Source organism: Streptomyces sp. NPDC031670, from assembly GCF_055580545.1.
Genome location: NZ_JBVILC010000004.1, coordinates 66,816 through 85,275 on the forward strand (window position 1 = coordinate 66,816; position 18,460 = coordinate 85,275).

An 18,460-nucleotide genomic window follows, 5' to 3' on the forward strand; every position below is an offset into this window, starting at 1 on the left:
CCGTGGACAGACGGTAACGTTCCCTCTGTCGGACAACGGGGACGGTCGGCACGCGGGACGGGGGAGCGGTGAGCGGGATAGTCATCCATCTGCCGGAAGGGGACGGCGACGACGCGGTGACGCTGCGGCTGGGCCCCGGGGAACGCGTCCGTTTCGGGCGTGGTTCGGCCCGCGCACCCGTCGAACTACGGCTCACCGACGAGTCGGTGTCCCGTCTCGCGGGGGAGATCCGGGCGACGGACGACCACTGGCAGCTCAGCAACCTCAGCGCCACCCACGGCTATCTGGTCGAGAATCCGGAGGGCGCCGGAGAGTACTTACGCGTGCCGCCGCGCCGCGTCGGCGCGCCCATCCCGTTCGAGTTCGCCCGGGTGGTCCTGCCCTCCCGCCGCGAAACCCCGCTCTCCTTCCAGGTGTTCGCGCCCGACCACGTCTATCTGGACCCGCACGCGCTGGGCGGTGGCTCCTGGGAGAGCCGTACCCTCACCGCGTACTCGCTGGACGAGAGCGCCACGTACTTCCTGGTGCTCGTCGCGCTCTGTGAGCCGTGGCTGCGCGACCGGTCGCCGGTGGCCGTGCCGACCACCCCGCAGATCGTCGAGCGGCTCCGCGGCCATGGCGACGGCGCCGGTCTGACGGCCCGAGCGGTCAGTTCGCACATCGACTACCTCGCCGACGAGAAGCTGCGCATCGCCGTGCCGACGGCTTCCGAAGACGTTGACCGGGCGGCGCGCCGCAACGGCAAGCGCGAGGCCGTTGTCGCTCTCGCCCTGAAGTTCGGGATCGTGCGGGAGGAGCACCTCGCCCTGTTGCCCCCGCGTACCGAGCCGGCCGAGCGTGGACGGTAGGACGCGGTGACGGCACGGAGCAGGGCGCTCGCGGCGGACAGTGGCGAGCCGGAACTCCTGCCGGTGGGCCACCGGATCGGTTCCTGGATCGTCGGCGAGCCCATCGGAGCGGGCGCCTGGGCCACCGTCTACGCCGGGCGGGCGGCGGAACCCGCCGGTGAGCGCCCGGTGGACGGCGTGGACGCGGACGCGGACGGGCACGGGGTCGCCCTCAAGGTCATGCCGACCGCCGGGCTGGCGCCCCGTCAGGCGCGCAGCGTGGCCGCGTCCGCCCGCCGTGAACTCGAACTGGGCCGTGAGGCGGGCCACCCGAGGCTCATCCGGCTCCTCGACTCGCTGGTCCTCAGCGCGCCGGACCGGCCGTCCCTGGACGGCGCGATCGTCCTGGTCATGGAGCGGGCCCGGGGCAGCCTGCGTGAACTGCTCGCTGCACCGGTGACCGAGGCCGAGGGCGCCCGGCTCGTCACGGGGATCTGCGAGGGACTGGAGCACATGCACCGCAGCGGCTGGGTGCACGCCGACCTCAAGCCCGAGAACATCCTGATCGGCCGGGACGGCGAGGTGCGCCTGTCGGACTTCGGCTTCGCCATCGAACTGACCGGCACCCACGGCTGGACGGCGCCGATGGGCACCCTGGACTACCTTCCGCCCGAGCGGTGGCGCGAGCCGCTCGCGGAGCGCGGCATACAGATGCGTCCCAGCGCCGACATCTGGGCGCTCGGCATCGTCGTCCACGAGATCTTCGCCCATGGCGCCTACCCCTTCCCCGGCGCCACACCGACCGCGCGCGGCGCGGCCGTACAGGAGTACGCGGCGGGCCGGGCGGCGTTACGGCTGGACGGCGCCCTGCCCGAGTTCTGGCGGGCCCTCGCCGTCGACTGCCTCGCCCCCACCCACGCGGCCCGCGCCCCGCACACGGCCGAGAGCCTCCTCGAACGCATCCGGGCCCACACCCCCGAAGACACCACCGGGCCGCCCCGCACCGCACTCCCCCGCCGGTCCCGCGTCCGGCGCCGCCTGCGCCGGGCCGCGCTGCTGACCGTCACCGGGTGCGCGGCGGCGGGCGCCGCGCTCTGGGCGTACCCGGCGGGGGACGGCGGCGAGGAGCAAGGGTCCGCCCGTATAAGGGTGTTCAACGCCGAGCGGGGGTGCCAGGAGCGTGCGGACCGCGAGGGGCAGTGCAGCCTGGGCCTCGCGATCGACCCGCTGCGGCCCTACACCGCCGACAACGTCGTGGGCACCCGGGTGTGGCACGGCGACGTCCTCGACGCGGAGTGCCGGCTGCCGCGGGGACTGCCGATCGTCGACGAGGAGGACCTGAGTTCCACTCTGTGGTTCCGGGTCCGGCTGCCGCGCGCCGGGACCGCCGCGGCGCGGTCCGCCACCGCATGGTTGCCCGCCGTTCGTACGAAGGACCGCCCCTCCCTCCCCCGCTGCGCCGCACCCACACCGTGAGGGCACCCGGCGGCAAGGAGCCGGACATCGTGGGGCGTTAGCATCGTGGGACGCTGCTGTCCGTTAGAGAAAGCGATTGCCCTCGATGGCCGACGACGCCTACCTCTTCCTCCTTCCCGAGCGGCACCCCCGGCTGGGGGCCGCCCTGGCCGCCGTCGGAGAGCTCGAATGCTCACAGACTCCGGCCGTCCACGGCTGGCTCCAGGCCCACGGGGTCTCCGCCTCCTCCGAACACGTCCGGATCCTGCCCGCCGGCGCGGAGGCGTTCATCCCGGAGGACGCCGAACGCCTGCCGGTGCCCTTGAGCGAGGAGGAGACCGTACGAGTCCAGCAGGAGTGCGCTCCGCAGTCCGTCACGGACCTGGAGACCGAGCTGCTGGAGTTCCGCGAGACGACCGAGGACTGGCAGGCGCTCGTCCACCGGGCGCTGACAGCGGGTGTTCCGGCCGCGCGCATCGCGCAGTTGACCGGGCTGGACCCGCAGGACATCGCGCATCTGACCGTGTGACGTCTCACGGAAAGCGCTTCGCGCCGGCCGGTGCCGTCCGCCGGCCGGGGCGTCGCGCCGACGTGGGCCGGCCCCGGCGCCGACACGTGCCGCGTTTGCCCGGTATGCCTGCCGGGTACAGCGATGCATCACGTGAGAAGTGAGGCCGAAGCACGACCACGAGGAGATCCGCATGTCCGCCCCCACCTCGCCCGCGACCAAGACCGCCCTGGTGACCGGATCCGACTCGGGGATCGGGCGCGCCACCGCCGTCCGCCTGGCCGAGGCCGGTATGGACGTCGCCATCACCTGGCACAGCGACGAGAAGGGCGCCCAGGAGACCGCCGAGGAGGTCCGTGCCACGGGCCGCCGGGCCGTGGTGGGCCAGATGGACCTCACCCGCCTGCCGGAGGCCCTGGAGACGATGGACGAGCTGTGCGCCGAACTCGGCCGTCTGGACGTCCTCGTGAACAACGCCGGTACGGGGACGGCCACACCGTTCCTCGACCTGAGCGAGCAGGATCTGCGCCGGGTCCTGGACGTGGACCTGGTGGGCCCGTTCCTGTGCGGGCAGAAGGCGGCGCGGCGGATGATCGAGCAGGGCGACGGCGGCCGGATCATCAATGTGACGTCGGTCCACGAACACCAGCCACGGGTGGGCGCGGCCCCGTACTGCGCGGCCAAGGGCGGTCTGGGTCTGCTCACCCAGACGATGGCGCTGGAACTGGCCGAGCACGGCATCACGGTGAACGCGGTCGCGCCGGGCGAGATCGCCACCCCGATGACCGGCCAGGAGGACTCGGACGTGCACGCCACGCACCGGCCCGGCGTTCCGCTCGGCCGCCCCGGTGACGCCCGGGAGGTCGCCGCCGTCATCGCCTTCCTCGCCGGCCCGGACGCCTCCTACGTCACCGGCGCGTCCTACGCCGTGGACGGCGGCATGCTCCGGATGGGCCCGATGGCCGGCTCCCACCTGACCGGCGACGACTGGCGCCGCCCCTGAGCGGCGAGCGGCGCGCGCATGGAGCGCAGGGTACGCACCCTCGGACGACACCGAGCCGCCTCGCACTCACACACCCGGAAAACCCTTTCGGCCATCCGCGCTCGGACTCCCGCGCCGGGGCACCTCCTGGCCGCCCGGCGCCAACCACCCTCGTACGCTTGTCCCGTGCCACCCTCCTCCCCCCTGCGACGCGTCGCCGTCCTCGTGCTCGAAGGCGCCAAGCCACTCGATGTCGGCATTCCCGCGCAGGTGTTCACGACCCGCGCGAGCATGCCGTACGAAGTACGGGTGTGCGGGGCGGTGCCCGGGCTCGTGACCGGGGGCGACGGGCTGTCCTACTCCGTCGCCCACGGCCTCTCCGCGCTCAGCTGGGCCGATCTCGTCTTCGTCCCCGGCTACCGGTTCCCCGGCCGCGCCGATCCACCGCGGGACGTCCTCGACGCGCTGGTCGCCGCCCACACCCGGGGTGCCCGGCTCGCCGCGATCTCCACGGGCGCCTTCGCGCTCGCCGCCACGGGACTGCTCGACGGGCGGCGGGCGACCACGCACTGGCACTACACACGGGCCCTCGCCGAGAAACACCCCCGGGTGAGGGTGGACGAGAACGTCCTGTTCGTGGACGAGGGCACGGTGCTCACCTCGGCGGGTGCCGCCTCGGGCATCGACCTGTGCCTGCACATCCTGCGCCGCGACCTCGGCGTGGCCGCGTCCAACCACGCGGCCCGCCGCCTGGTCGCGGCCCCGTACCGCAGCGGCGGACAGGCGCAGTACGTGCCGCGCAGTGTGCCCGAGCCGTTGGGCGAGCGGTTCGCCGCCACCCGGGAGTGGGCGCTGCACCGCCTGGACGAGCCCCTCACGCTGGAGGCGCTGGCACGTCACGCGGCGGTGTCGGCGCGGACGTTCTCGCGGCGCTTCGCGGAGGACACCGGGTACACACCCATGCAATGGGTCATGCGTGCCCGTATCGACATGGCGCGTGAGCTGCTGGAGCGTTCGGAGCACAGCGTGGAGCAGATCGCGACCGATGTGGGGCTGGGCACGGGGGCGAATCTGCGGCTGCATTTCCAGCGCGTGCTGGGGACCACACCCACGGAGTACCGGCGGACGTTCACACGCGGCCAGTAGGGGCAGGGTCTGACCGTGCCCGGGCTTCGGGGGCCTCCCCCGGGCCCGTGGCGGGATCCTTGCGAACCGTGGCGCTCACGCCACTGCCACCGTCGGGCCTCGCGCGCGAGGCTGGAGGCGAACCGAAGGGACGGACAACACTCATGACTCGTATCGCCATCAACGGATTCGGCCGTATCGGACGCAATGTGCTGCGCGCGCTGCTCGAACGCGACAGTGGTCTGGAGGTCGTCGCCGTCAACGACCTCACCGAGCCCGTCGCCCTGGCGCGGCTGCTCGCGTTCGACTCGACGGCCGGCCGGCTCGGCCGCCCGGTGACCGTGGACGGGGACACGCTGGTCGTCGACGGCCACCGCATCAAGGTGCTGGCCGAGCGCGAGCCGGCCTCGCTGCCGTGGGCCGAGCTGGACGTGGACCTCGTACTGGAGGCGACGGGCCGCTTCACCTCGGCCAAGGCCGCCCGTGCCCATCTGGACGCGGGCGCGCGGAAGGTCCTGGTCAGCGCGCCTTCGGAGGGGGCCGACGTCACCCTCGCGTTCGGGGTCAACAACGACGCGTACGACGCCGACACGCACACCATCGTCTCCAACGCCTCGTGCACCACGAACGCGCTCGCCCCGCTGGCCTCGGTGCTGGACGAACTCGCCGGGATCGAGCACGGGTTCATGACGACCGTGCACGCGTACACCCAGGAGCAGAACCTCCAGGACGGCCCGCACCGCGACCCCCGCCGCGCCCGCGCCGCCGGGGTCAACATCGTGCCGACCACCACGGGCGCGGCCAAGGCGATCGGTCACGTCCTGCCGAACCTCGACGGCAAGCTGTCGGGCGACTCGATCCGGGTGCCCGTCCCGGTGGGTTCCATCGTCGAGCTGAACACCACGGTCGCGCGTGACGTGACGCGTGAGGACGTGCTGGCCGCCTACCGCGCCGCGGCCGAGGGACCGCTCGCGGGCGTGCTGGAGTACTCCGAAGACCCGCTGGTGTCGTCCGACATCACCGGCAACCCGGCCTCGTCGATCTTCGACTCGGCGCTGACCCGGGTGGACGGCCGCCATGTCAAGGTGGTCGCCTGGTACGACAACGAGTGGGGCTTCTCCAACCGTGTGATCGACACACTGGAGTTGCTCGCCCGGCGGTGACGTACGGCGGTTGACGGTCCGGACCGGAGGCTCAGGCCACCGCTCCGGGCCGTCCGCGATGTCCGGGGCGCGAGCCGCCGCATCAGGCCGCGTTCACGGCCAGGGCCGCCCGGTGAGCGGCGCGCCTCCCGCCAGCACCAGGAGCGCCGCGTCGAGACCGGCCATGGCAAGGACGACGACGAACGGCCCGCGGCCACGTGTCAGGGCGGGCGGGCCGGCCGCCGCGTAGAGGCAGAGCGCGAGGGTCACCGCGACGACACCCGCGCCCGCCGGAGCCACCCGGCCGGTCGGACCCACCGTCAGCACCACACAGGAGGCGAGGGCCAGGACCGCCGCCGACGCCACGGACCCACGGCGGCCGATCCTCTGCGGGAGTCCGAGCACCCCGCCTGCGATGTCGTCCTCCATGTCCGGCAGCACATTGGCGAAGTGGGCGCTGGTGCCGAGGAGCGCCGCCGCGACGGTCAGCCACAGCGGCGGCCAGGGGCTGCCCGGGAGAGTCAGCGTCAAGAACGCCGGGAGCAGACCGAAGGCGAGGGCGTACGGCAGCCAGGACAGGGCGGTGCGTTTGAGCCACAGGTTGTAAGCCCAGGCGGCGGCGACGCAGATGAGGTGGACCGCGCCGGCCGGCACCCCGCAGGCCAGCGACAGGGCGATGCACACGAGCAGGGCCGCACAGGCCGCCGTGCCCACCGTGACCGGCCGTAGCGCCCCCGTGGCGAGCGGTTTGTCCCGCCGTCCGGCGGCCCGGTCACGCCGCAGGTCCAGCCGGTCGTTGCACCAGCCCACCGACAACTGACCCGCGGCCACCGCCGTCACCGCCCGCACCGCCGAGGCGAGGTCGAGGCCGAACGCGGCGGCCAGCAGCGCCGCGAGGACGGTCACCCCCGCCGCGGGCACCGGGTGACACGTCTTCAGCAGGCCCGCGACAGCCCGGTGTTCCGCCGGACCGGGCACGGCCGGGCCGACGAGGCGGGAGTCTCCTTCATCGGTGGTGGAGGGCATCGCCCCACGCTAGGCGACGGCGCGCCCACGAGCGCCGGGTTGAGGGCACCGGCGTCGCACTGTCCCTATGTTGGAGCAATGACCCGCGTCCTTGCGGTGAGCACGGTCTTCCCACCGCACCGCTATATGCAGCACGAGATCACCGAAGACCTCGTCTCCACCCTGCCGCCCGGATCGCACAGGGACCTCGTGCGCCGGCTGCACGCGGCAGCGGGCGTGGAGAGCCGCCATCTCGCTCTGCCCCTCGACCGGTACCGTGACCTCGGCGGGTTCGGTGAGAGCAACCGCGTCTTCGTGGAACTGGCCACCGCCCTGGGCGCCGAAGCCGTCGAGCGGGCCCTGGCCGAAGCCGGTGTGCGCCCGCAGGACGTCGATCTGGTCGTCTCGACGACCGTCACGGGTATCGCGACACCGTCCCTGGACGCCCGGCTGGCCGAACGGACCGGTCTGCGGCCCGACGTCAGGCGGATGCCCCTGTTCGGGCTCGGGTGCGCCGCGGGCGCGGCCGGTCTGGCCCGCGTCCACGACTTCCTCGGCAGCCGGCCGGACGGCATCGCGCTCCTGCTGTCCACCGAACTGTGCTCGCTCACCTTGCAGCGCTCCGACACGTCGATGGCGAACCTCGTGGCGGGCAGTCTGTTCGGGGACGGAGCCGCCGCGCTGGTGGCCGTCGGCCATGACGGTTCCCGTCCACCCTCAGCGGCGGCGTCGTCCGGTTTCGGACCGTCGGGGCCGACGGTGCGAGCGGCGCGCAGCCGTCTGTATCCGGGCAGTGGGCACCTGCTGGGCTGGGACGTGGGCGACTGGGGTTTCCGCCTGGTGCTGGGTCCGGAACTCCCCGAACTGGTCAGGCTGCATGTGAGCGAGGAGGTCGAGTCCTTCCTCGCCGCACACGACCTCAAGCCCGGGGATGTCACGGCATGGATCTGCCACCCGGGCGGTCCCAAGATCCTCGACGCGCTCGCCGAAGAACTCGGCCTTCCGGACGCGGCCCTCGGCGCGAGCCGCCGCGCGCTCGCCGCCCACGGAAACCTGTCCTCCGCGTCGGTGCTGCACATCCTCAAGGACACCCAGAACAACCGGCCCCCGCCCGGCTCGACCGGTCTCATGATCGGTTTCGGGCCCGGTTTCTCCTCCGAACTCGTCCTTCTGGACTGGTGAGTCTCCCGTGACGCCGTACACCGTACTGATCCTGCTGGTCGTCGCCGAGCGGCTCGTGGAGCTCGCCGTGGCGCGGCGCAACGGCGCCTGGAGCCGGGCCCGGGGCGGACGTGAGTACGGCGGCGGCCACTATCCGGTGATGGTCGGCCTGCACACGCTGTTCCTCCTCGGCTGCCTGGTGGAGCCGTGGGCGGCGCACCGGCCGTTCCTGCCCTGGCTCGGCTGGCCCGCCCTCGCCCTCACCCTGGTCGCGCAGGCGCTGCGCTGGTGGTGCGTGGCCACCCTCGGCCCCCGTTGGCACACCCGCGTACTGATCGTCCCCGGTCTCGCCCTGGTCACCTCGGGCCCCTACCGGTATCTGCGGCACCCCAACTACGTGGCCGTCGTCGTCGAGGGCCTCGCCCTCCCGCTGGTGCACACCGCCTGGCTCACCGCCCTGGGCTTCACGCTGCTGAACGCGGCGCTGCTGACCGTACGCATCCGCTGTGAGAGCGCCGCGTTGGCGCCGTCACGCGCTCTGCCGGGCCCCGGTGCCGTGTCGTGATCGACCTTCTCGTCGTGGGCGGCGGTCCGGCGGGTCTGGCCGTGGCCATCCACGCCGTGCGGTGCGGTTTCGAGGTCGTGGTGGCCGAGCCGCGCCCCTCCCCCGTCGACAAGGCGTGCGGCGAGGGGCTGATGCCCTCGGCAGTACACGCCCTGCACGCCCTCGGCGTGGACGTGCCCGGCCGGCCCCTCCACGGCATCCGCTACCTCGACGCCACCGGCGGCCGGCAGGCCGAAGCCCGGTTCCCCGCGGGGCCCGGTCTCGGCACCCGCCGGACCGTACTCCACGAGGCGCTCGGCGCCCGGGCCGCCGAACTCGGCGTTCCCGTCATCGCACACCGCGTCCGCCAGGTGACGCAGTCCGACGCGTATGTGACCGCCGACGGCATCCGCGCCCGCTATCTCGTGGCGGCCGACGGGCTGCACTCCCCCACCCGGCGGGCGCTCGGTCTGACCGTCCGCCCGCCCACCACCGGGCGAAGCAGCCCCCGATACGGTCTGCGGCGCCACTACGCCGTGGAGCCGTGGACCGATCTGGTGGAGGTGCACTGGTCCGCCGACTGCGAGGCGTACGTCACCCCACTCGGCCCCCGGCAGGTCGGCGTCGCCATCCTCACCTCACGCCAACTGCCCTACGACGAACAGCTGACCCGCTTCCCCGTCCTGGCCGCCCGGCTCCCCCAGGCCGACAGGACGCCGGTCCGGGGCGCCGGGCCGCTGCGCCAGCAGGCCCGTTGCCGGGTGGCCGGCCGCGTGCTGCTCGTGGGGGACGCGGCGGGGTACGTCGACGCCTTGACGGGTGAGGGGCTGACGCTCGCCCTGACGGGGGCGGACGCCCTCGTACGCTGCCTTCGCGAGGGCCGTCCGCAGGCGTACGAACGCGCTTGGTGCCGCCTGTCCCGCAGCTACCGCCTGCTGACCCGGTCCCTCCTGTGGGTCCGCAACCAGCCGCGCCTGGCGCCCCTGGTCACCCCGGCAGCCGCCCGGTTCCCCCGGCTGTTCGAGAGCGCCGTACGCCTGCTCGCCTGACCCGCACCGGCACCAGCACCGGCACCGGCACTCTCAGGAAACCGGCCGGGGAGGACCGAGGCGAACGGGACCCACCCCCGGGGACAGGTGTACGAGCGAAGCGGGCCCCGGGTCGGGAAGACCGGCGGCACGGGTCAGCGTCTGGCGCAGCTCCGTGATCGTCCCGCGTCGGAGCGTCCAGGGCTCGTGGTGCACCGGGGTGAGCAGCAACCGGCCGGCCCGCCGGGAGAAGGCGCCCCATCGCGCGGTGAGCCAGTCGTCGAGGGGAGTGACGTCATCGACCGGCGCGCCCGCTTGGATGCCCAGCCGGTATCCGACGCCCTGTGCTCCCCGGCGTCGTCCGGCATAGACCATGCCGCCGCCGCGCGCACGCACCGACAACTCGGCGAGCCGGTAGGGCACCCCGATGGCCCGCGCCGCCAGCATGTGGGGTGCGCTGACATCGAGGGAGAAGAACCACAGCCCACTGCGCCCGTCCGGGAGACGTACATACGTCCGCAAGTTGGTCTCGGGGAAGACGGCGGGAGGCAGCGGTACGACCCGCAAGCCGCGGACCGAAGCCATCTCGAACGGCGTCAGACTGACCCAGGCCCGTTCCTCGAACCGGTCCACCAGCAGCCCGGCGGGCAGCAGACGCTGGACGGCATCGGCCTCGTAACTCCAGTGCACCATCGCGAGCCGCTCCCACCGCATCGTCAGGAGCGGGAAGGCGACAGGCGCGGGAACACGTGGGGGTGACGTCCTCGTCAACACCTTCTCCAAGCTCGCGAACCGGTCCTGTGTACGGAGTCAGCCGTCAGGGGCCCCTCGATCCGCCCCTCGGTCAGGGGCCCCATGCTCCGCTCCGCCATTCGTCACGGTCGGCAGCGACACGGCGGCTGTCGCCCGATGCGCGGCTCAGCCGTCCTAGCCCATGGCCTTGCGCACGGCGTCCCTGGTGCGGTCCACCAACGCCGCGACGGGCCCCAGGGCCATGTTGGCCGCGCGTGACTCCACCCCGGGGTGAGGGCGCGTGGGTGCCATGGCCTCCGCCGCCCTGACGGCTTTGGCCATCGCCACCAGTTGGGTGATGTCGGTGCTGCGGCGCAGGTGCGTGAACTCGTAGCGCTCCTCCGCGCGTGCGTGTTCCTGGACGTCCCTGCGCAGCTTCAGGAGCTGCGGCATGAATTTCGGATCGTCGGTGTCGCGGTCGTCCAGTTCCGCCAGCACCTCCTTGGCCGCCTTCTCCTCGGCGAGCCGGTCTTCCACGATCTGCTTGCCGCCGACGATCGTGCCTCGGAGGAAGGGGTGCACGACCTCCTCCTCGGCCGTCTCGTGCACCGCGAGCAGCCGCACGAGGCGGCGGAACGCGTCGCGGCGCTCCTCTCCCGTACCGGCCTCGACCTCGTCGAACAGATTGCGAATGTCGCCGTGCTGACGCATCAGCAACGACACCACGTCGGTGTCGGGAGCGTGGTCGTCTCCGGCCTGCGGGGTGGTGAGCTCGCTCATCCGCTGGTCCTCACTTCTCGCGCTGGGAGGGGTCGGGGTGCTCACCCTCGGTCTGGAGGCGGTACTCGCGGCCGAACATCGCGTCGTGTTCCACCATGACCCGGTCGCTCGGGGGTGCCTCACCGCCGTGGATCCGCTCCTGCATCTGGTCGAACCGCTCATGTGCCTCGCGCACATATCCCGCGCCCAGCGTCGTCAGATCCATCTGGGTGTCCAGCAGCTCACGCAGATAGGCCTTGTTCGGCTCGAAGGTCAGTACCTTCGGCAGTTCGGGCGCCAGCACCGATTCGGGGTCGCGGCCGTCGTGCCGGCGCATCAGGTCGCAGGCGAGGTGCAGATGCTCCAGCTCCATGTTCAGATGCAGCTCCCAGATCGCCTTCACCCGGGGATCGCTCTCCTGCTCCATGAAGGAGTAGTAGAGGTAGCACTCGTTGTACTCGTGGTTGACCAACTGCTCCCACCACGTCTCACCCGGGTCGACCAGCGACTCGTAGTGCGTGACGTGCTCCTCCTCGATGAGTCCGATCTCCTGGTAGAGCTGGCGTGCGATCGGCTCCATGTAGGTGGGGCCGGTGTTCATGTAGAAGTTCATCGTCTGCTGCTCCGCCGACATGATCGTCAACGCGTGCAGCTTCGACAGCGGATTCGTCTCGTCCTTGGCGTAGGGGTCGCGGACGTTGTCGTACGCGTCACGGTGGTGGAAACGCGTCGGCCTGCCCGGCATGACCTCGGTCAGCCCGTCCACGATCGACTCCGCCTTGCGGTGCTCGATCATCTCGTACAGATTCGCGTACCGGTACAGATGGTCGAAGTCCTCCAGCACGCCGAACTGGTACGCCTGGCGCAGATACGGGTCGGGCTCCATCCGTGCCACCCATGCCGTCAGGTCGACCGCCACCTGCTCGTAGGCGATGGTCGTCTCCAGCACCGATGACACGCCGGGCAGCAGCCAGTTGACGACCTTCTGCTGCTGCGCCTCGATGTAGCGGGTCTTGGCCAGCTGCCGTTTCACCTCGGGATCCACTGTGTTGCGGGCCAGTTGGTGGCTGAACATGATCGCTTCGACCTCGATGCCGTTCATGGTGATGATGCGGCAACGGGTGTACGGGGTCGCAGTGGTCGGGGTCGATGGGCTTGACGTTCAGCTCACGCCAGTTGCGGAGCTGGCGGTCCAGCGGGATGCCGCGCTGTTCGAGCGGGTTGAAGGTCACTTGGGTTCTCCTCATTGAGGCGTGGGTGGGCGAGGTACCCCCGAGACCACGCTCCATGTCCGCCTCGTCCACGATCGGACGCGCACCCCCGTCAACGGCGCGTTTCCGCCCCTACTTGCCGTCGTCCGGGCCGGACGGGTGCCGGACGGCGTCGCTGTCGTCGATGACGTCACGCCCGGTGTGGCGCGCGGGGTCCAGGGCGGTGATCTCCGGGTGGTGGAGGTCGAAGGCGGGGGATTCGGAGCGGACCCGGGGCAGGGTGGAGAAGTTGTGCCGCGGCGGCGGGCAGGACGTGGCCCACTCCAGGGACCGGCCGAAGCCCCACGGGTCGTCCACCGTGACGCGCGGCGCGTATTTCGCTGTCTTCCACACGTTGTAGAAGAAGGGCAGTGTCGAGGCCCCGAGCAGGAACGCGCCGATGGACGAAAGCGTGTTGAGGGCGGTGAAGCCGTCGGCCGCCAGGTAGTCGGCGTAGCGGCGGGGCATGCCTTCGGCGCCGAGCCAGTGCTGTACGAGGAAGGTGAGGTGGAAGCCGACGAACAGGGTCCAGAAGTGGATTTTCCCCAGGCGTTCGTCGAGGAGTTTGCCCGTGAACTTCGGCCACCAGAAGTAGAAGCCGGCGAAGGTGGCGAAGACGACGGTCCCGAACACCACGTAGTGGAAATGCGCCACGACGAAATACGAGTCGGTGACATGGAAATCCATCGGCGGGGAGGCCAGGATGATGCCGGTGAGGCCGCCGAAGAGGAATGTGACGAGGAAGCCGATCGACCACAGCATGGGTGTCTCGAACGACAGGGATCCGTTCCACATCGTGCCGATCCAGTTGAAGAACTTCACCCCCGTGGGCACGGCGATCAGGAACGTCATGAAGGAGAAGAACGGCAGAAGTACGGCCTGGGTGGCGAACATGTGGTGGGCCCACACGGTCACGGAGAGACCGGCGATCGACACGGTGGCGCCTACCAGCCCGATGTATCCGAAGATGGGTTTGCGGGAGAACACCGGAATGATTTCCGTGATGATGCCGAAGAACGGCAGCGCGATGATGTAGACCTCCGGATGCCCGAAGAACCAGAACAGGTGCTGCCACAGGACGGCGCCGCCGTTCTCCGCGTTGAACACCTGCGCCCCGAAACGCCGGTCCGCCTCCAGCACCAGGAGCGCCGCCGCGAGCACGGGGAAGGCGAACAGGACCAGCACCGACGTGAGCAGGACGTTCCAGGTGAAGATCGGCATCCGGAACATGGTCATGCCGGGCATGCGCATACAGATGATGGTGGTCACGAAGTTGACCGACCCGAGGATCGTGCCGAATCCGGACAACGCCAGCCCCATGATCCACATATCGCCGCCCACGAACGGGGTGCGCTCGCCGCCACTGAGGGGCGTATAGGCGGTCCAGCCGAAGTCGGCCGCTCCCTCCGATGTGAGCAGACTGCCCACCACGATGAGTCCACCGAACAGAAAGAGCCAGAACGCGAGCATGTTCAGCCGTGGAAACGCCACATCGGGTGCACCGATCTGCAAGGGCATGATCGCGTTGGCGAAACCCGCGAAAGTCGGTGTCGCGAAGAAAAGCAGCATGATCGTGCCGTGCAGGGTGAACACCTGGTTGTACTGCTCGCTGGAGACGATCTGGAGACCGGGGCGGGCCAGCTCCGCGCGGAGCACCAGCGCCATGATCCCGCCGACGAGGAAGAACCCGAACGACGCGATCAGATACAGATGACCGATCTTCTTGTGGTCCGTGGTGGTCAGCCACGAAACCAGCACCTGTCCTCGCGTACGGCCCCTCACCGGGGGCGACGCGACGGACTCGGTCGAAGTCTCCATGGACGCTTCCTTTGGTCGGATCTGCCGCCAGGGGGCTTGGGCGGAGGCGTCAGTACCCACCGCGGCGGGTCCTACGCCCGGCCTACAGATGTACTACGGAAAGTGACGGGAAACGAAGGCTTCGCCCCGCGGATAACTCGGTTGGCCCTCACCCGTGCCGTCTCGAACCCCCGCACCCAGGAGGTGCGTACGGGGAACCGGACCGGGTACACGGCGTGTGCGCGTGGCAAGGGCCCGCGCTGTAGCGAAATCGAAGTTGTACACCAGGCGTAATGAGGCGGCGTTCGATGGCAAAGTTCCAGGGTCTGCGGCCCCATGTCGGCCATCTGGGGGCACTGGCGGCCTGGGGCGGGTACACAGCCGGCTGGGCCGTACTGCTGCGGCGCCGAGGGCGACCGCTGCCCGCCTCCCCCGAGCCGTGGGACGTCCTGCTCACCGCGGCGGCGACGTTCCGGCTCAGCCGTCTGATCGGCAAAGCGACGGTCACCCGGCCGCTGCGCGCCCCGTTCACGGAGGTGGACGGGGCCGGCGCACCCAGCGAGTTGAACGAGACTCCCCTCGACAAGCCCGGCCGGCGGACCGTCGGAGAGCTGATCAGCTGCCCGTTCTGTCTGAGCGTGTGGATCGTGACCACGTTCACCGGCGCCAAGGGGATCTGGCCCCGGGCCACCCGCACGGTGACCGGGGGCCTGACCGCTCTGGCGGTGGCGGACGCCCTGCAGTTCGCGCACGCGGCTCTGGTGGAGCAGACCGAGGAGTGAGTCCGCGACCGTCAGCCCCGTCCGCACGTTCCCAGTTCCCGCACGTTCCTAGTGCGCCACGTCCCGGTCCATGGGCCCCCAGCGGCCGGGCAGGTGCTTGATGATGTCCACGGCTTCGGTGATGACGTCGTCGGTGATCCAGGCGAGCGGCTCTACGTCGATGACGAGCGGCTCGTTGTCCGGCCCCCGGCCCACCTCCCTGCCGCGCAGCACCCAGGGCCGGGTGGCCGGGGCCTTCACCGCGGGCAGGTGACAGTAGTCGTACAGACGCCGGGCGACCCATACGCGGGCGGGGCGGTCGCCCCACCACTTCTCCACACCGAGGGCGCTGGCCGACAGTCCCGGTAGCTGGATGCCGGTCAGGTCGTCGGTGCTGGAGACGCTCCGGAGGTCCCGCTCGGGCCCGCAGGACCAGCGCACATAGAGGTCCTGGCGGTCGGCCACCAGCGCGGTGACGGCATCGAGCCCGGTGAGGGTCGGCAGGGAGACCGGATCCATGGTGCGCGAGCGGATGTGGTTCAGCCGACGAGCGCGAAGTCGCCCTCGGCACGGACGCTGCTCAGCCGACGGCGGGCAGCGGCCAGAGCGGCCTCGATGTCGCGGGTGCCCGTGGACACGCACAAGGTGTAGGTCACGTCCTCGATCCGCCGCCCCACCTCGGCCGAACCCTCCTTCGCGTACTGGGTCCGCAGCGTCTCGTACCGCTCGACCAGGTCCTTCAGTACCGCGGGGTGCGCCATCAGCATGAGAGGCCTCTCCTTACTTGAACCACGGAACGTGTACGGAGGTTTGTTCGATGTCCCGCGTGTGCCCCGGAACGCACGGTGTAACCGTGCGACCCTCGACACCCGTTTGCACCAACCGCTCGACCTCTTCCACACAGTGCCTCGAAGCCCGAACCACGGCAACCGGACCCGGTGACGCCCTCACCTCCCCTTTCCCCTGGCGTGGCCGGAGCTCGTCGGCCCGGTGATCGAAAAACCTCCCCGGGTGCTTCACTGGCCTGGAGAAGCTTTCGTGGCCGGTAGAAACCTTCCTGGAAGGACTCCCTCATGGCCGTCCGTCACCGGTTGGTCCGACGCCCCCCGCAGGCGGTGTGGGACGTGCTGAGCGATCCGAGTCGCTACGGCGAGTGGGTGGTGGGGCCTTCCCACTCCGCCCCCCTCGACCACACGTGGCCCGAGGTCGGATCGCGGTTGAGCTTCACCCTGAAGCTGGGCCCGTGGTCCACCAAGGGCATGACGGTCGTCCGCCACCAGGAACCGGCGAAAGAGCTGGAGCTGGAGGCGGTGGTCAAGTCCCTGGGCACGGCGAGGATCCTGCTCCAGCTGCGGCCCTGGGGCGAGGAGACCCTGATCGTCTGCGACGAGCATCCCCTGCACGGTTTGGGCGGCACCTTCCACAACCCCGTCGTCGAGGCGGTGCTCCAGCTGCGGCACCGGGGCATGCTGAGCCGTCTGGCCGCGCTCGTGGAGAGGCGTCCAGCCGAAGCACGCCATGCCTGACGCCGTGGTGATCGGCGCCGGCCCCAACGGGCTGGTGGCGGCCAACGTGCTGGTCGACGCCGGATGGAGCGTGGAAGTCCTGGAGGCGCAGAGCGAGCCGGGCGGCGCCGTCCGCAGCGACAGGGGTGTCCATCCCGACTACGTCTCGGACCTCTTCAGCGCCTTCTACCCCCTCGCAGCCGCCTCTCCGGTGCTCGCCCGCCTCGACCTCGCCGCCGAGGGCCTGCGCTGGAGCCACGCCCCGCGCGTGCTGGCCCACCCCCTTCGCGACGGCCGGTGTGCCGTGCTGGAACGGCGTGCGCCGGACACCTGCGCCGGGCTGGCCGAGTTCGCCCCGGCCGACGCGGACGCCTGGCAGGACATGTACGCGGGGTGGTGCCGGGTCGGGCCGGAGCTCGTACGGACCCTGTTCACGCCGTTCCCGCCGGTCCGCTCCGGGCTGCGGCTGGCCGCGCGGCTGCGGGGGCCCGCCGGACTGCGGCTGGCTCGCAGCCTCGCGCTGCCGGTGCGCCGGCTGGGCGAGGAGCAGTTCCAGGGCGAGGGAGGCCGGCTGCTGCTGGCCGGGAACGCCCTCCACGCCGACCTGGGGCCCGAGGCGGCCGGAAGCGGCGGGTTCGGATGGCTGATGTCGATGCTGGCGCAGAGCCACGGCTTCCCCGTGCCGGTCGGCGGCGCCGGGGCCCTCACCGCGGCGCTCGTCCGCCGGCTGCGGCGCCGCGGCGGAGTGCTGCGCTGCGGGGAGCGCGTCGAAGCCGTCGTCGTACGCGGCGGTGCCGCGGTGGGGGTCAGGACCGCCGCCGGGGAGACGGTCGGTGCGCGCCGGGCGGTGCTGGCGGACGTCTCGGCACCGGCCCTGTACCGGGACCTCGTGGGCGAGGAACACCTTCCGTCCCGGCTGGTGCGGGACCTGGAGCGCTTCCAGTGGGACTTCGCGACCTTCAAGGTCGACTGGGCGCTGTCCGGACCCGTGCCCTGGACGGCGCCGCAGGCCGCCGGGGCGGGAACGGTCCACCTCAGCGACGGCGTCGACGCCCTGACCCGGTACGCCTGCCGGCTCGCCGTCGGGCAGGTGCCGGACGAGCCCTTCGCCCTGTTCGGCCAGATGACCACGGCCGACCCCAGCCGCTCCCCCGCGGGCACGGAATCGGCCTGGGCCTATACCCACCTCCCGCAGCGCGTCACCGGCGACGCCGGGCCCGACGGCATCACCGGCCGCTGGGACGCCCATGAGCAGGAGGCCATGGCGGACCGGATCGAGGTGCAGGTGGAACGGTTCGCCCCCGGCTTCCGCTCCCTGATCCGGGCCCGCCGGATCCTGGCCCCCACCACGCTCCAGGCCATGAACGAGAACCTGCGCAACGGGGCCATCAACAACGGCACCGCCGCCCTGCACCAGCAGGCGATCTTCCGGCCCGTACCGGGCACCGGCCGGCCGGAGACGCCGGTGAAGAGGCTGTATCTGGCGTCGGCGGCAGCCCATCCCGGCGGCGGGGTGCACGGCGCCCCGGGGGCGAACGCGGCGCGGGCCGCGCTGCGGCCCGAGGCCGTGCGTACCCTGCTGCACCGCGCCCAGCGCCTCTGAGCCGCGCCACGCATCACCGTAACGCCACCAAGAACTTCACGGGTTACTCCTGTTCGCGGGCCGGACAGGCTCTGTGGTGCAATGACCACATCCCGGCGCGAGCCCCTCGCGCGCCCGGGACGGACCCTGAGCATCGGCGATGCGGCGAGGAGCGACCGTGACCGGACACGGACCCTACGGGGGCGGCGAACCGACCGCTCGCACTGCGGAGAACGGGGACGGCCCGAGCGCGGCGACGGCCCTGGCCACGACACTGGCGGCGGCGGAGACCGCGGC

18 protein-coding genes and 1 pseudogene are annotated in these 18,460 nt (G+C 71.4%); 12 read left to right on the plus strand and 7 right to left on the minus strand.

The genetic code is table 11. The features are described from left to right. Positions 1 to 68: 68 nt before the first annotated feature. The 6 genes from ACZ5ID_RS09800 to gap all read left to right on the plus strand — a co-directional run bounded on the left by ACZ5ID_RS09800 (position 69) and on the right by gap (position 6,060). Entirely contained in the window at positions 69 to 848 is a 780-nt protein-coding gene (locus ACZ5ID_RS09800) for an FHA domain-containing protein (protein ID WP_468895238.1), read from the plus strand. 6 nt (positions 849 to 854) lie between these two features. Then, on the plus strand, positions 855 to 2,303 hold the full coding sequence (locus ACZ5ID_RS09805; protein WP_468895241.1) for a serine/threonine-protein kinase: 1,449 nt from the start codon (positions 855 to 857) through the stop codon (positions 2,301 to 2,303). A gap of 85 nt (positions 2,304 to 2,388) precedes the next feature. Then, a complete protein-coding gene (locus ACZ5ID_RS09810; protein WP_468895244.1) occupies positions 2,389 to 2,811 on the plus strand; it encodes a DUF6003 family protein in 423 nt (140 codons plus the stop codon). Between the two features lie 172 nt (positions 2,812 to 2,983). Further along, positions 2,984 to 3,793, plus strand: coding sequence for an SDR family oxidoreductase (locus tag ACZ5ID_RS09815; protein WP_468895247.1), 810 nt, complete (start codon positions 2,984 to 2,986; stop codon positions 3,791 to 3,793). A 165-nt stretch (positions 3,794 to 3,958) separates the two neighbouring features. Continuing rightward, positions 3,959 to 4,918 (plus strand): GlxA family transcriptional regulator, encoded by a 960-nt coding sequence (locus tag ACZ5ID_RS09820; protein WP_468895250.1) that lies wholly within the window; start codon positions 3,959 to 3,961, stop codon positions 4,916 to 4,918. A 143-nt stretch (positions 4,919 to 5,061) separates the two neighbouring features. Beyond that, positions 5,062 to 6,060 (plus strand): type I glyceraldehyde-3-phosphate dehydrogenase, encoded by a 999-nt coding sequence (gap, locus tag ACZ5ID_RS09825; RefSeq protein WP_468895253.1) that lies wholly within the window; start codon positions 5,062 to 5,064, stop codon positions 6,058 to 6,060. Between the two features lie 93 nt (positions 6,061 to 6,153). On the opposite strand, the gene ACZ5ID_RS09830 is transcribed toward gap, so the two are convergent. Then, the gene (locus tag ACZ5ID_RS09830; protein ID WP_468895256.1) at positions 6,154 to 7,065 is read right to left on the minus strand and encodes a UbiA family prenyltransferase; all 912 of its coding nucleotides are present in this window, start codon (positions 7,063 to 7,065) and stop codon (positions 6,154 to 6,156) included. Positions 7,066 to 7,143: 78 nt separating this feature from the next. On the opposite strand from ACZ5ID_RS09830, the gene ACZ5ID_RS09835 reads away from it, so the two are divergent. The 3 genes from ACZ5ID_RS09835 to ACZ5ID_RS09845 are packed head-to-tail and all read left to right on the plus strand — an operon-like array spanning position 7,144 to position 9,798. Beyond that, on the plus strand, positions 7,144 to 8,226 hold the full coding sequence (locus ACZ5ID_RS09835; protein WP_468895259.1) for a type III polyketide synthase: 1,083 nt from the start codon (positions 7,144 to 7,146) through the stop codon (positions 8,224 to 8,226). Positions 8,227 to 8,233: 7 nt separating this feature from the next. Beyond that, positions 8,234 to 8,770 (plus strand): isoprenylcysteine carboxyl methyltransferase family protein, encoded by a 537-nt coding sequence (locus tag ACZ5ID_RS09840; protein ID WP_468895262.1) that lies wholly within the window; start codon positions 8,234 to 8,236, stop codon positions 8,768 to 8,770. Beyond that, a complete protein-coding gene (locus tag ACZ5ID_RS09845) occupies positions 8,767 to 9,798 on the plus strand; it encodes an NAD(P)/FAD-dependent oxidoreductase (protein WP_468895265.1) in 1,032 nt (343 codons plus the stop codon). Before ACZ5ID_RS09840 ends, ACZ5ID_RS09845 begins: the two co-directional genes overlap by 4 nt. 33 nt (positions 9,799 to 9,831) lie before the next feature. Here ACZ5ID_RS09845 and ACZ5ID_RS09850 read toward each other — a convergent pair whose 3' ends face one another. The 4 genes and pseudogenes from ACZ5ID_RS09850 to ctaD form a co-directional block, all read right to left on the minus strand. Then, positions 9,832 to 10,491, minus strand: a complete 660-nt coding sequence (locus ACZ5ID_RS09850) for a YqjF family protein (RefSeq protein ID WP_468895268.1) — start codon at positions 10,489 to 10,491, stop codon at positions 9,832 to 9,834. A 213-nt stretch (positions 10,492 to 10,704) separates the two neighbouring features. Next, a complete protein-coding gene (locus ACZ5ID_RS09855) occupies positions 10,705 to 11,289 on the minus strand; it encodes a hemerythrin domain-containing protein (protein WP_468895271.1) in 585 nt (194 codons plus the stop codon). 10 nt (positions 11,290 to 11,299) lie between these two features. Continuing rightward, positions 11,300 to 12,500 (minus strand): annotated as a pseudogene (locus ACZ5ID_RS09860) (hypothetical protein). A 111-nt stretch (positions 12,501 to 12,611) separates the two neighbouring features. Continuing rightward, positions 12,612 to 14,336 (minus strand): aa3-type cytochrome oxidase subunit I, encoded by a 1,725-nt coding sequence (gene ctaD / locus ACZ5ID_RS09865; RefSeq protein ID WP_468895274.1) that lies wholly within the window; start codon positions 14,334 to 14,336, stop codon positions 12,612 to 12,614. 287 nt (positions 14,337 to 14,623) lie between these two features. On the opposite strand from ctaD, the gene ACZ5ID_RS09870 reads away from it, so the two are divergent. Then, positions 14,624 to 15,097 carry a DUF1360 domain-containing protein gene (locus ACZ5ID_RS09870; RefSeq protein ID WP_468895277.1) on the plus strand — a complete coding sequence of 158 codons (474 nt, stop codon included), beginning with the start codon at positions 14,624 to 14,626 and terminating at the stop codon, positions 15,095 to 15,097. Between the two features lie 48 nt (positions 15,098 to 15,145). Here ACZ5ID_RS09870 and ACZ5ID_RS09875 read toward each other — a convergent pair whose 3' ends face one another. Further along, a complete protein-coding gene (locus ACZ5ID_RS09875) occupies positions 15,146 to 15,595 on the minus strand; it encodes a DUF6098 family protein (RefSeq protein ID WP_468895280.1) in 450 nt (149 codons plus the stop codon). Positions 15,596 to 15,615: 20 nt separating this feature from the next. Further along, a complete protein-coding gene (locus tag ACZ5ID_RS09880; RefSeq protein WP_406552594.1) occupies positions 15,616 to 15,843 on the minus strand; it encodes a DUF5133 domain-containing protein in 228 nt (75 codons plus the stop codon). 306 nt (positions 15,844 to 16,149) lie between these two features. On the opposite strand from ACZ5ID_RS09880, the gene ACZ5ID_RS09885 reads away from it, so the two are divergent. After that, positions 16,150 to 16,602 (plus strand): SRPBCC family protein, encoded by a 453-nt coding sequence (locus ACZ5ID_RS09885; RefSeq protein WP_468895284.1) that lies wholly within the window; start codon positions 16,150 to 16,152, stop codon positions 16,600 to 16,602. Then, a complete protein-coding gene (locus tag ACZ5ID_RS09890; protein ID WP_468895287.1) occupies positions 16,595 to 18,184 on the plus strand; it encodes a phytoene desaturase family protein in 1,590 nt (529 codons plus the stop codon). The genes ACZ5ID_RS09885 and ACZ5ID_RS09890 overlap by 8 nt, the downstream gene beginning before the upstream one ends. Positions 18,185 to 18,460: the final 276 nt, after the last annotated feature.

Excerpts from the sequence above, each read along its gene's own strand:
- ACZ5ID_RS09810 (WP_468895244.1), top strand. The coding sequence starts at position 2,389 with ATGGCCGACGACGCCTACCTCTTCCTCCTTCCCGAGCGGCACCCCCGG.
- ACZ5ID_RS09815 (WP_468895247.1), top strand. The coding sequence starts at position 2,984 with ATGTCCGCCCCCACCTCGCCCGCGACCAAGACCGCCCTGGTGACCGGA.
- gap (WP_468895253.1), top strand. The coding sequence starts at position 5,062 with ATGACTCGTATCGCCATCAACGGATTCGGCCGTATCGGACGCAATGTG.
- ACZ5ID_RS09830 (WP_468895256.1), bottom strand. The coding sequence starts at position 7,065 with ATGCCCTCCACCACCGATGAAGGAGACTCCCGCCTCGTCGGCCCGGCC.
- ACZ5ID_RS09835 (WP_468895259.1), top strand. The coding sequence starts at position 7,144 with ATGACCCGCGTCCTTGCGGTGAGCACGGTCTTCCCACCGCACCGCTAT.
- ACZ5ID_RS09850 (WP_468895268.1), bottom strand. The coding sequence starts at position 10,491 with ATGCGGTGGGAGCGGCTCGCGATGGTGCACTGGAGTTACGAGGCCGAT.
- ACZ5ID_RS09855 (WP_468895271.1), bottom strand. The coding sequence starts at position 11,289 with ATGAGCGAGCTCACCACCCCGCAGGCCGGAGACGACCACGCTCCCGAC.
- ctaD (WP_468895274.1), bottom strand. The coding sequence starts at position 14,336 with ATGGAGACTTCGACCGAGTCCGTCGCGTCGCCCCCGGTGAGGGGCCGT.
- ACZ5ID_RS09870 (WP_468895277.1), top strand. The coding sequence starts at position 14,624 with ATGGCAAAGTTCCAGGGTCTGCGGCCCCATGTCGGCCATCTGGGGGCA.
- ACZ5ID_RS09875 (WP_468895280.1), bottom strand. The coding sequence starts at position 15,595 with ATGGATCCGGTCTCCCTGCCGACCCTCACCGGGCTCGATGCCGTCACC.
- ACZ5ID_RS09880 (WP_406552594.1), bottom strand. The coding sequence starts at position 15,843 with ATGCTGATGGCGCACCCCGCGGTACTGAAGGACCTGGTCGAGCGGTAC.
- ACZ5ID_RS09885 (WP_468895284.1), top strand. The coding sequence starts at position 16,150 with ATGGCCGTCCGTCACCGGTTGGTCCGACGCCCCCCGCAGGCGGTGTGG.
- ACZ5ID_RS09890 (WP_468895287.1), top strand. The coding sequence starts at position 16,595 with ATGCCTGACGCCGTGGTGATCGGCGCCGGCCCCAACGGGCTGGTGGCG.